This is a genomic window from Citrobacter sp. wls619 (assembly GCF_005281345.1).
Lineage (GTDB): Bacteria > Pseudomonadota > Gammaproteobacteria > Enterobacterales > Enterobacteriaceae > Citrobacter.
In genome coordinates, this window is sequence record NZ_SZXJ01000082.1 from 24,816 (window position 1) to 35,590 (window position 10,775).

Below are 10,775 nucleotides of genomic sequence, written 5' to 3' on the forward strand. Positions count from 1 at the left end.
CCCTGATTTTTTATCCTATAGACGAAGCTATCCATGATGAATGATTCTTTCTGCCGCATTATCGCAGGTGAAATTCAGGCTCGTGCTGAACAGGTAGAAGCTGCCGTTCGCCTGCTTGACGAAGGGAACACCGTGCCGTTTATCGCACGTTATCGTAAGGAAATCACCGGCGGTCTGGATGATACGCAACTGCGTAATCTGGAGACCCGTCTGGGGTATCTGCGTGAACTGGAAGACCGCCGTCAGGCGATCCTGAAATCTATCGGCGAGCAAGGCAAACTGACCGACGACCTGGCGAACGCGATCAACGGCACATTAAGTAAGACCGAACTCGAAGATCTCTATCTGCCGTACAAACCTAAGCGCCGCACCCGTGGGCAGATCGCTATTGAGGCCGGACTGGAGCCGCTGGCAGACCTGTTGTGGAACGAGCCGTCTCACCACCCGGAAACGGAAGCCGCTAAATATCTCAATGCCGACAACGGCGTGGCGGATACCAAAGCCGCCCTCGACGGTGCACGTTACATCCTGATGGAACGCTTCGCTGAAGATGCCGCGCTGCTGGCAAAAGTGCGTGACTACCTGTGGAAGAACGCGCATCTGGTTTCCACCGTGGTAAGCGGTAAAGAAGAGGAAGGCGCGAAATTCCGCGACTACTTCGATCACCACGAACCGATTTCTACCGTGCCGTCTCACCGTGCGCTGGCCATGTTCCGCGGCCGTAACGAAGGCATTTTACAGCTGTCCCTGAATGCCGATCCGCAATTCGATGAGCCGCCGAAAGAGAGCCACGGCGAGCAAATCATTCAGGATCACCTTGGCCTGCGACTGAACAACGCACCGGCAGACAGCTGGCGTAAAGGCGTTGTCAGCTGGACATGGCGCATTAAGGTGCTGATGCACCTCGAAACCGAACTGATGGGCACCGTGCGCGAACGCGCAGAAGATGAAGCAATCAACGTCTTTGCCCGCAACCTGCACGACCTGCTGATGGCGGCGCCCGCCGGGCTGCGCGCCACCATGGGTCTCGATCCGGGCCTGCGTACCGGTGTAAAAGTAGCGGTTGTTGACGGGACCGGCAAGCTGGTCGCCACCGACACCATTTATCCGCATACCGGACAGGCCGCCAAAGCCGCCGTTGCCGTTGCGGCGTTATGTGAGAAATACAACGTTGAGCTGGTGGCAATTGGTAACGGTACGGCGTCGCGCGAAACCGAGCGTTTCTTCCTCGACGTACAGAAGCAATTCCCGCAAGTGAGCGCACAGAAAGTGATCGTCAGTGAAGCCGGGGCATCGGTTTACTCTGCCTCTGAACTGGCGGCGCTGGAGTTCCCGGACCTCGATGTGTCGCTGCGTGGCGCAGTATCTATTGCTCGCCGTCTGCAGGACCCACTGGCTGAACTGGTGAAAATCGATCCGAAATCTATCGGTGTGGGCCAGTATCAGCACGACGTTAGCCAGACCCAGCTGGCGCGTAAGCTGGATGCGGTAGTGGAAGACTGTGTGAACGCCGTCGGCGTCGATCTGAACACCGCCTCCGTACCGCTGCTGACCCGCGTTGCCGGCCTGACGCGCATGATGGCGCAAAACATCGTCGCCTGGCGCGATGAGAACGGTCAATTCCAGAACCGCCAGCAGTTGCTAAAAGTCAGTCGTCTGGGGCCAAAAGCCTTTGAACAGTGCGCGGGCTTCCTGCGTATCAACCACGGCGATAACCCGCTGGATGCCTCTACCGTTCACCCGGAAGCCTACCCGATAGTGGAACGCATTCTGGCAGCAACCGAGCAATCGCTGCGTGACCTGATGGGCAACAGCGACGCGCTGCGTCATCTCAAAGCGTCCGACTTCACCGACGAACGCTTCGGGGTGCCAACCGTCACCGACATCATCAAAGAGCTGGAAAAGCCGGGTCGTGACCCACGTCCTGAATTCAAAACCGCGCAGTTTGCTGATGGCGTTGAAACCATGAACGACCTGCTGCCGGGAATGATTCTGGAAGGGGCGGTCACCAACGTCACCAACTTCGGCGCGTTCGTGGATATTGGCGTTCACCAGGACGGTCTGGTGCATATCTCCTCTCTGTCGAACAAATTTGTTGAAGATCCACACACCGTGGTGAAAGCCGGCGACATTGTGAAGGTGAAAGTGTTGGAAGTGGACCTGCAACGTAAGCGTATCGCCCTGACCATGCGTCTGGACGAACAGCCGGGCGAAACCAATGCGCGTCGCGGCGGCGGCAACGATCGCAATCAGGGCAACCGCCCGGCCCCGAAAGCCGCAAAACCACGCGGACGTGACGCGCAGCCTGCGGGCAACAGCGCGATGATGGATGCGCTGGCGGCGGCAATGGGTAAAAAACGTTAAGTTTTAATCTTGTGCCGGATAACGGTATAAACACCTTATCCGGCCAGGTTGTCGTAATTAATGTGTATGTCGGATAAGGCGCTTAAACATCGCCATCCGGCATATTTACTCTATTTCCCGCTTTTTCTTACAATATATTTATCACTTTATTAACAGCTGAAACCTTAATTAAACATTAAGAAAATCCAATAATTTCTCCCTCGAATCATTCGTGTCAGACCAGAATAAATATTGAGCCATATCAAAATTGACTCAAATTATTCTTCAATCCAACATCCCGTCACATTTATTCTATTGATGATAGAAACCATTCTCATTATCATTGTTTTGTTGATTATTTACTCTTTCCTTCGTTGGCTAATCATCTGGTCTCATGCCGCCTTTCGCCCCATGAGGTAATCATCCAGTTAGCGAGATATAAGTAGGTCCCTATGCAATTCACTCCAGACACTGCGTGGAAAATTACCGGTTTTTCTCGTGATATCAGTCCGGCGTACCGGCAGAAGCTGTTGTCGCTCGGCATGCTGCCAGGCTCATCGTTCAACGTGGTACGCGTCGCCCCGCTCGGCGATCCTATCCATATCGAAACGCGTCGCGTAAGCCTGGTATTGCGTAAGAAGGATTTGGCGTTATTAGAAGTGGAAGCGGTTTCCTGTTAATACAGTGAGTCTATAAAAATGAAAAAACTAACCATTGGTTTAATTGGTAATCCTAATTCCGGCAAGACAACCTTATTCAATCAGCTTACCGGTGCACGCCAGCGTGTGGGTAACTGGGCTGGTGTGACCGTCGAGCGTAAAGAAGGTCATTTCGCGACCACAGACCATCAGGTCACGCTGGTCGATTTACCCGGCACCTATTCTCTGACGACAATCTCATCCCAAACCTCTCTCGATGAGCAGATCGCCTGCCACTACATTTTAAGCGGTGATGCGGATCTGTTGATCAACGTGGTCGATGCGTCAAACCTTGAGCGCAACCTCTACCTGACGTTGCAACTGCTTGAGCTGGGCATCCCCTGCATCGTCGCGCTGAACATGCTGGATATTGCTGAGAAGCAGCAGGTCCGTATTGAGATCGATGCCCTTTCCGCTCGCCTGGGCTGTCCGGTAGTACCGCTGGTTTCTACCCGTGGCCGCGGGATTGAAGCGCTGAAGCTGGCGATTGATCGCTACAAGGAAAACGACACCGTCGAGCTGGTCCATTATGCCCAGCCGTTGTTGCAAGAAGCGGATTCCCTCGCCGAGGCAATGGCCAAAGACATGCCACTGAAACAGCGCCGCTGGCTGGGCCTCCAAATGCTGGAAGGCGATATTTACAGCCGCGCTTACGCCGGTGATGCCGCGCAAAACCTGGATGCTGCCGTTGCTCGTCTGAGCGAAACGATGGACGATCCGGCGCTGCATATTGCCGATGCCCGTTACCAGTGCATTGCCGCTATCTGCGATACCGTCAGCAACACCCTGACCGCAGAACCGAGCCGCTTCACCACCGCGGTTGACAAAATCATCCTCAACCGCTTCCTCGGTCTGCCGATTTTCCTGTTCGTGATGTACCTGATGTTCCTGCTCGCCATCAACATTGGTGGCGCGCTGCAACCGTTATTTGACGTCGGCTCCGTGGCGCTCTTTATCCATGGTATTCAGTGGATTGGCTACACGCTGCACTTCCCGGACTGGCTGACCATCTTCCTGGCCCAGGGCCTTGGCGGCGGGATTAACACCGTGCTGCCGCTGGTACCGCAAATCGGCATGATGTACCTGTTCCTCTCCTTCCTTGAAGACTCCGGCTATATGGCGCGTGCTGCGTTTGTGATGGACCGTTTGATGCAGGCGCTGGGATTACCAGGTAAATCGTTTGTCCCGCTAATTGTCGGCTTCGGCTGCAACGTACCGTCGGTGATGGGCGCACGTACGCTGGACGCCCCGCGTGAGCGTCTGATGACCATTATGATGGCGCCGTTTATGTCCTGCGGCGCACGCCTGGCGATTTTCGCCGTCTTTGCCGCGGCTTTCTTTGGTCAGAACGGCGCGCTGGCAGTCTTCTCACTGTACGTGCTGGGTATCATTATGGCGATACTGACCGGCCTGATGCTCAAACACACCATCATGCGCGGCGAAGCCACGCCGTTTGTTATGGAGCTGCCGGTGTACCACGTACCGCACATTAAGAGTCTGATCATTCAGACCTGGCAGCGTCTGAAAGGCTTTGTCCTGCGTGCCGGTAAAGTCATCATCATCGTCAGCATTTTCCTCAGCGCGTTTAACAGCTTCTCGCTGAGCGGAAAAATCGTCGATAACATTAACGATTCTGCTCTGGCCTCCGTCAGCCGCGTCATTACCCCAGTCTTCAAGCCGATTGGCGTTCACGAAGATAACTGGCAGGCAACCGTCGGTCTGTTCACCGGCGCGATGGCGAAAGAAGTGGTTGTCGGTACGCTGAACACGCTCTATACCGCAGAAAACATTCAGGAAGAAGAGTTCAACCCGGCAGATTTCCACCTCGGTGACGAGCTGCTCGGTGCGGTGGATGAAACCTGGCAAAGCCTGAAAGACACCTTCAGCCTAAGCGTGCTGGCCAACCCTATCGAAGCCAGTAAAGGTGACGGTGAGATGGCAACTGGCGCGATGGGCGTGATGGGCGAGAAATTCGGCAGCGCTGCTGCGGCATACAGCTACCTGATTTTCGTGCTGCTGTATGTACCGTGCATTTCAGTGATGGGTGCTATCGCACGTGAGTCCAGCCGTGGCTGGATGAGCTTCTCGATTCTGTGGGGCCTGAACATCGCCTACTCTCTGTCGACGCTGTTTTATCAGACGGTCAGCTACAAAGAACACCCGACCTACAGCCTGGTGTGCATATTAGCCGTCATCCTGTTTAACATCGTGTTGCTGGGCCTGCTGCGTCGCGCTCGCAGCCGTGTGGACCTCGCGCTGCTGGCGACCAACAGGACGGCGAGTTCCTGCTGTTCCAGCACCACTGGCGATTGCCACTAAGGTTATCGACAATGGCATCGCTTATTCAGGTTCGTGATTTACTGGCTCTGCGGGGGCGCATGGAGGCGAAGCAAATTAGCCACACGCTGCATACCCCGCAGCCAATGATTGACGCCATGCTGAATCAGTTAGAAAAGATGGGCAAAGCGGTGCGGATTCAGGAGGATGCCGATGGGTGTCTGTCCGGAAGCTGCAAAAGCTGCCCGGAAGGCAAAGCCTGCCTGCGCGAGTGGTGGGCTTTACGCTAGTTCGATGCCGGATGGCGCGACGCTTATCCGGCCTACAAATGATGCAAACGTCCAGGCCGGATAAAGCGTTTACGCTGATATCCGGCTTTTTGCGTAATGGATTCCATGAAGAGATCTCTGTTTCAGCAAAACAGATCTATCCTTCAGCCTGCCGCGCATCGTTATCAACTCATGGATGATTACTGGCGACCAGGAAAGTAGAGTCTCGTCATCTTGTTTCTCAGGTGACGGATCGCCATGAATACTGAAACTTCTACTACGCCACATGACGCGATTTTCAAAACGTTCTTAAACCACCCAGCGACCGCACGTGACTTTCTTCAGCTCCATCTTCCAGCCTCTTTGCAAAAACTGTGCGATCTGAAAACGCTACAACTGGAATCGGGCAGCTTTATTGAGGACGATTTGCGCGCATACTACTCTGATGTGCTGTGGTCGTTAAAAACATGCGAAGGCGATGGCTATATTTACACCATCATTGAGCATCAGAGTACCGCCGATGCCCATATGGCGTTTCGGCTAATGCGTTATGCCATTGCGGTAATGCATCGTCATTTGGCTGCAGGCCACAAGAAACTCCCGCTGGTGATACCTATGCTTTTTTATCATGGCTCAGCAAGCCCATACCCCTATTCACTTTGTTGGCTGGACGAATTTGATGACCCAAAATCCGCCAGACAACTTTATAGCACCGCGTTTCCACTGATCGATATCACCGTCGTGCCCGATGACGAGATCATGCAGCATCGCCGGATGGCGCTGCTGGAACTTATCCAAAAACATATTCGTAAACGCGATTTGATGGGGCTGGTAGAAAAACTGGCCATCCTGCTTGTTAAAGGACACGCTAATGACATCCAGTTGAAAGCCTTGTTTAATTATTTAATGCAGGCCGGGAACACCACACATTTTGGCGAATTTCTTCATGAAGTCGCCGAACGTTTACCCCAACATAAGGAAAAGTTGATGACTATCGCCGAAAGATTACGTCAGGAAGGGCACCTTAATGGTCTTCAGGAAGGTCATAGAAAAGGGTTAAAAGAGGGGTTACAAACGGGTCTGCAACAAGGTAAACGAGAGGAAGCTTTACGTATTGCATCAACCATGCAGGCTGATGGTATAGACCCGCTGACCATCTTCAGAATTACCGGTCTGACCGCTGAGGATCTGGCTACGCGTAGCCATTAATCTCAGGCCCGGCAAGCGTGGCTGTGCCGGGCAACGCAACGGATTTATAACCGCTGTTTTAACGTCACCAGCGCAGAGCAGAACTCGGCAGGATGTGAGATAAACGGCGCATGAGCGGCTTTCGCAAACACCAGTGACTCACTCTGCGGCCACAGAGCATCCAGCATTGGCACCACTTTGCGCGGGACCAGGCCATCGAGATAACCGTATAAGCGCAGGAACGGCAGGTTCAACGCACACAACGGTTCACGCAGATCGACCGTTTTCAGGATCTCCAGCCCGCCATTGAGCACCTCGACGTCCGGCATGGGGAGCGCCAGTACCGTTTTTTTCAACGCCCGAGCATCCTGACGCGCGGTTTCCGTGCCCATCGTCTGCAATGCCAGAAAACGCTCTACCGTTTTCTGGAAGTCTTCGCTTAGCTGTTGCTGGAAGCCAGCCAGTACCTCCGGTTTAATGCCCGGCCACGTTTCGCGTGCGCTAAAGCAGGGAGAAGAGGCAACGGTTACCAGCGCCTGAACGCGCTCAGGATGGGTCAATGCGACCTGGCTCGCCACCAGACCGCCCAAACTCCAGCCGAGCCAGACGGCTTTCCCCGGAGCCTGCCTTAATACCCGTTCAGTCATCTCTTCCAGCGACATCGCGCCAAAACCCTGACTACGGCCAAATCCCGGTAAGTCGACAAGATGCAGCGTAAAATGCGAGCTCAGTTCCTCGCTTATGCAATGCCACACCTCTGCATTCAGTCCCCATCCGTGCAGCAGCACAAGATGGCAATTTCCCGACCCCTGGGTCTGCCACCAGATGTCATTCATCAGTTACTGTTCTCTTTTAGCTAACAAGGATGTCTCTATGCTAACAGTACCAGGATTATGCTGGCTATGCCGAATGCCGCTGAGGTTGGGGCATTGGGGAATTTGCTCTGTCTGCACACAGGCAGTACGCCAGCATGACAGCCTGTGCCCGCAGTGCGGGCTACCGGCCATTCACACCTCGGTTCCCTGTGGTCGTTGCCTGCAAAAACCACCGCCGTGGCAGCGCCTGGTTTCAGTCAGCGACTATGTTCCGCCGTTGAGCGGGCTTATCCACCAGCTTAAATTTTCACGACACAGCGAAATAGCCCCTGCGCTGGCACGTCTGCTGTTGCTGGAAGTATTGCAGGCTCGGCGCGTCAGCGGTCTTCCTCTGCCAGACAGGCTCATCAGCGTCCCACTCTGGCAACGCCGACACTGGCGCAGAGGATTTAATCAGAGCGATTTATTGTGCCGCCCTCTGGCGCGCTGGCTGGGCTGCGACTGGAACTGCCGGGCCATCACACGGGTACGGGCGACCGCCACACAACACCATCTCAGCGCCCGGTTACGCAAACGTAACCTGAAAAACGCCTTTCGCCTTGAATTGCCGGTGCAGGGACTCCATATGGTTATTGTGGATGATGTCGTCACTACCGGAAGTACCGTCGCGGAAATCGCGCAGCTGCTTTTACGCAACGGCGCGGCGACTGTCCAGGTATGGTGCCTGTGTCGAACCTTGTAGAGCCTCGATGATGGGCGTATTATAACCAAGTAAAATAGTCAACTATTAGGCCATTACTATGATCCATATTTCCGATGCTGCACAAGCGCACTTTGCCAAACTGCTGGCAAATCAGGAAGAAGGGACACAAATCCGCGTATTTGTGATCAATCCCGGCACGCCTAACGCTGAATGTGGCGTTTCTTATTGTCCGCCGGACGCCGTGGAAGCAACCGACACCGCCATTAAATTTGACCTGCTGACCGCATATGTTGATGAACTGAGCGCACCGTATCTGGAAGATGCAGAAATCGATTTCGTCACTGACCAATTAGGTTCTCAGCTGACCCTGAAAGCACCGAACGCAAAAATGCGCAAAGTTGCCGATGATGCGCCGCTGATGGAACGCGTGGAGTACATGCTGCAATCGCAGATCAACCCACAGCTGGCTGGCCACGGTGGCCGTGTCTCCCTGATGGAAATTACCGATGAAGGCTTCGCCATTCTGCAGTTTGGCGGCGGCTGTAACGGTTGTTCAATGGTCGACGTTACGTTGAAAGAAGGTATCGAGAAACAGCTATTGGCTGAATTCCCCGAACTGAAAGGCGTTCGTGATTTAACCGAACACCAGCGTGGCGAGCACTCTTACTACTAACGACCAGACAAGTAGAGTATTCGTAGCCCCGATAACACGCATCAGCGTAGTCATCGGGCATTGATGCCGGATAGTCGCGTTAAGGCGTTATCCGGCCCTCGACCTAACCGGGCCAACATTCCTCTGTTACATTTCTGCAATAAAACCCTCCATAATTTGACCCGCTTCTCATAATTTAAATTTTGCCTGCCCAGGTGATTTTCAAGTGCGGTATGTTACCCGTATCATTCTTATCAGCACCCAAGACGCACATAACAGCCAGCTAAACTGATTAGTTTTACAGGCAATCAGCATTGGTGCTGTGAATACTCTGTTCCCGGTCGGGACAATCGGAATTTGTCATCTAAACACTGACGTTACCCATAACAAAGTAAAGGCCAGGTAAATCATGCCATTAGTCATCGTTGCTATCGGTGTAATCTTGTTACTCCTCCTGATGATCCGTTTCAAAATGAACGGTTTCATCGCTCTCGTCCTGGTGGCGCTTGCTGTCGGATTGATGCAAGGGATGCCACTGGATAAAGTCATTGGTTCTATTAAAGCCGGTGTCGGCGGAACCCTTGGCAGCCTCGCCCTGATTATGGGGTTTGGCGCCATGCTGGGCAAAATGTTGGCAGACTGCGGCGGTGCGCAGCGCATTGCGACCACGCTGATTGCTAAATTCGGCAAAAAACACATTCAATGGGCGGTGGTCTTAACCGGCTTCACCGTTGGTTTTGCCCTGTTCTACGAAGTCGGCTTCGTGCTGATGCTGCCGCTGGTATTCACCATCGCTGCTGCTGCGAATATTCCGCTGCTGTACGTTGGTGTGCCGATGGCCGCTGCGCTGTCCGTGACTCACGGCTTTCTGCCGCCGCACCCGGGTCCGACCGCTATCGCGACCATTTTCCACGCCGATATGGGTAAAACCCTGCTGTTTGGTACGATTCTGGCAATCCCGACCGTCATTCTCGCAGGTCCGGTCTACGCACGTTTCCTGAAAGGCATCGATAAGCCGATCCCGGAAGGTCTGTACAGCGCGAAAACCTTCACTGAAGAAGAAATGCCGGGCTTTGGCGTCAGCGTCTGGACCTCTCTGGTACCGGTCATTCTGATGGCCATGCGTGCCGTCGCAGAGATGATCCTGCCAAAAGGCCATGCTTTCCTGACGGTTGCGGAATTCCTCGGCGACCCGGTCATGGCGACGCTTATCGCGGTGCTGATTGCGATGTTCACGTTTGGTCTGAACCGTGGACGTTCGATGGATCAGATTAACGACACGCTGGTGTCCTCAATCAAAATCATCGCGATGATGCTGTTGATCATCGGTGGTGGCGGTGCCTTCAAACAGGTCCTGGTGGATAGCGGCGTCGACAAATACATCGCTTCAATGATGCACGGCTCTAACGTGTCTCCGCTGCTGATGGCATGGTCTATTGCTGCAGTACTGCGTATCGCCCTGGGTTCTGCAACCGTTGCAGCAATTACTGCAGGTGGGATTGTAGCGCCGCTGATTGCGACCACCGGCGTAAGCCCAGAGCTGATGGTTATCGCAGTGGGTTCCGGTTCCGTCATTTTCTCCCACGTGAACGATCCAGGCTTCTGGTTGTTCAAGGAGTACTTCAACCTGACCATCGGTGAAACCATCAAGTCATGGTCAATGCTGGAAACCATTATCTCCGTCTGCGGTCTGGTAGGGTGTCTGCTGCTGGGTATGGTCGTCTGATAAAACTGTGCCTGATAGCGCTACGCTTATCAGGCCTACGGGCTACGAGCTTTCACCATAAAAAAGCCGGGGAAATGAACTGCACCCAAAAAGTTGGACACCCA

At 53.9% G+C, this 10,775-nt stretch carries 9 protein-coding genes; 8 read left to right on the forward strand and 1 reads right to left on the reverse strand.

Annotated elements, in window-relative coordinates:
• Positions 1–33: 33 nt before the first annotated feature.
• The 5 genes from FDX19_RS16370 to FDX19_RS16390 all read left to right on the forward strand — a co-directional run bounded on the left by FDX19_RS16370 (position 34) and on the right by FDX19_RS16390 (position 6,796).
• Positions 34–2,364 carry a Tex family protein gene (locus FDX19_RS16370; RefSeq protein WP_137383525.1) on the forward strand — a complete coding sequence of 777 codons (2,331 nt, stop codon included), beginning with the start codon at positions 34–36 and terminating at the stop codon, positions 2,362–2,364.
• Between the two features lie 431 nt (positions 2,365–2,795).
• Positions 2,796–3,023, forward strand: a complete 228-nt coding sequence (feoA, locus tag FDX19_RS16375) for a ferrous iron transporter A (RefSeq protein WP_115257296.1) — start codon at positions 2,796–2,798, stop codon at positions 3,021–3,023.
• A gap of 18 nt (positions 3,024–3,041) precedes the next feature.
• A complete protein-coding gene (gene feoB / locus FDX19_RS16380; RefSeq protein ID WP_137383526.1) occupies positions 3,042–5,360 on the forward strand; it encodes a Fe(2+) transporter permease subunit FeoB in 2,319 nt (772 codons plus the stop codon).
• A gap of 11 nt (positions 5,361–5,371) precedes the next feature.
• A complete protein-coding gene (feoC, locus tag FDX19_RS16385; protein WP_038634895.1) occupies positions 5,372–5,608 on the forward strand; it encodes a [Fe-S]-dependent transcriptional repressor FeoC in 237 nt (78 codons plus the stop codon).
• 237 nt (positions 5,609–5,845) lie between these two features.
• Complete coding sequence (locus FDX19_RS16390) at positions 5,846–6,796, forward strand: Rpn family recombination-promoting nuclease/putative transposase (protein ID WP_137383527.1); 951 nt, start codon at positions 5,846–5,848, stop codon at positions 6,794–6,796.
• 44 nt (positions 6,797–6,840) lie between these two features.
• Here FDX19_RS16390 and bioH read toward each other — a convergent pair whose 3' ends face one another.
• On the reverse strand, positions 6,841–7,611 hold the full coding sequence (gene bioH / locus FDX19_RS16395; protein WP_137383528.1) for a pimeloyl-ACP methyl ester esterase BioH: 771 nt from the start codon (positions 7,609–7,611) through the stop codon (positions 6,841–6,843).
• A gap of 37 nt (positions 7,612–7,648) precedes the next feature.
• Between bioH and gntX the strand changes: the two genes are divergently transcribed.
• From gntX to gntT, 3 genes are all read left to right on the forward strand, one after another.
• A complete protein-coding gene (gntX, locus tag FDX19_RS16400) occupies positions 7,649–8,332 on the forward strand; it encodes a DNA utilization protein GntX (protein WP_137383529.1) in 684 nt (227 codons plus the stop codon).
• A gap of 58 nt (positions 8,333–8,390) precedes the next feature.
• Entirely contained in the window at positions 8,391–8,966 is a 576-nt protein-coding gene (gene nfuA / locus FDX19_RS16405; protein ID WP_005121621.1) for a Fe-S biogenesis protein NfuA, read from the forward strand.
• 388 nt (positions 8,967–9,354) lie between these two features.
• Complete coding sequence (gene gntT / locus FDX19_RS16410; protein WP_003023507.1) at positions 9,355–10,671, forward strand: gluconate transporter; 1,317 nt, start codon at positions 9,355–9,357, stop codon at positions 10,669–10,671.
• Positions 10,672–10,775 lie beyond the last annotated feature (104 nt).

Bases quoted from the DNA above. Each gene is read 5' to 3' on its own strand.
- FDX19_RS16370 (WP_137383525.1), top strand. From the start codon at position 34: ATGATGAATGATTCTTTCTGCCGCATTATCGCAGGTGAAATTCAGGCT.
- feoA (WP_115257296.1), top strand. From the start codon at position 2,796: ATGCAATTCACTCCAGACACTGCGTGGAAAATTACCGGTTTTTCTCGT.
- feoB (WP_137383526.1), top strand. From the start codon at position 3,042: ATGAAAAAACTAACCATTGGTTTAATTGGTAATCCTAATTCCGGCAAG.
- feoC (WP_038634895.1), top strand. From the start codon at position 5,372: ATGGCATCGCTTATTCAGGTTCGTGATTTACTGGCTCTGCGGGGGCGC.
- FDX19_RS16390 (WP_137383527.1), top strand. From the start codon at position 5,846: ATGAATACTGAAACTTCTACTACGCCACATGACGCGATTTTCAAAACG.
- bioH (WP_137383528.1), bottom strand. From the start codon at position 7,611: ATGAATGACATCTGGTGGCAGACCCAGGGGTCGGGAAATTGCCATCTT.
- gntX (WP_137383529.1), top strand. From the start codon at position 7,649: ATGCTAACAGTACCAGGATTATGCTGGCTATGCCGAATGCCGCTGAGG.
- nfuA (WP_005121621.1), top strand. From the start codon at position 8,391: ATGATCCATATTTCCGATGCTGCACAAGCGCACTTTGCCAAACTGCTG.
- gntT (WP_003023507.1), top strand. From the start codon at position 9,355: ATGCCATTAGTCATCGTTGCTATCGGTGTAATCTTGTTACTCCTCCTG.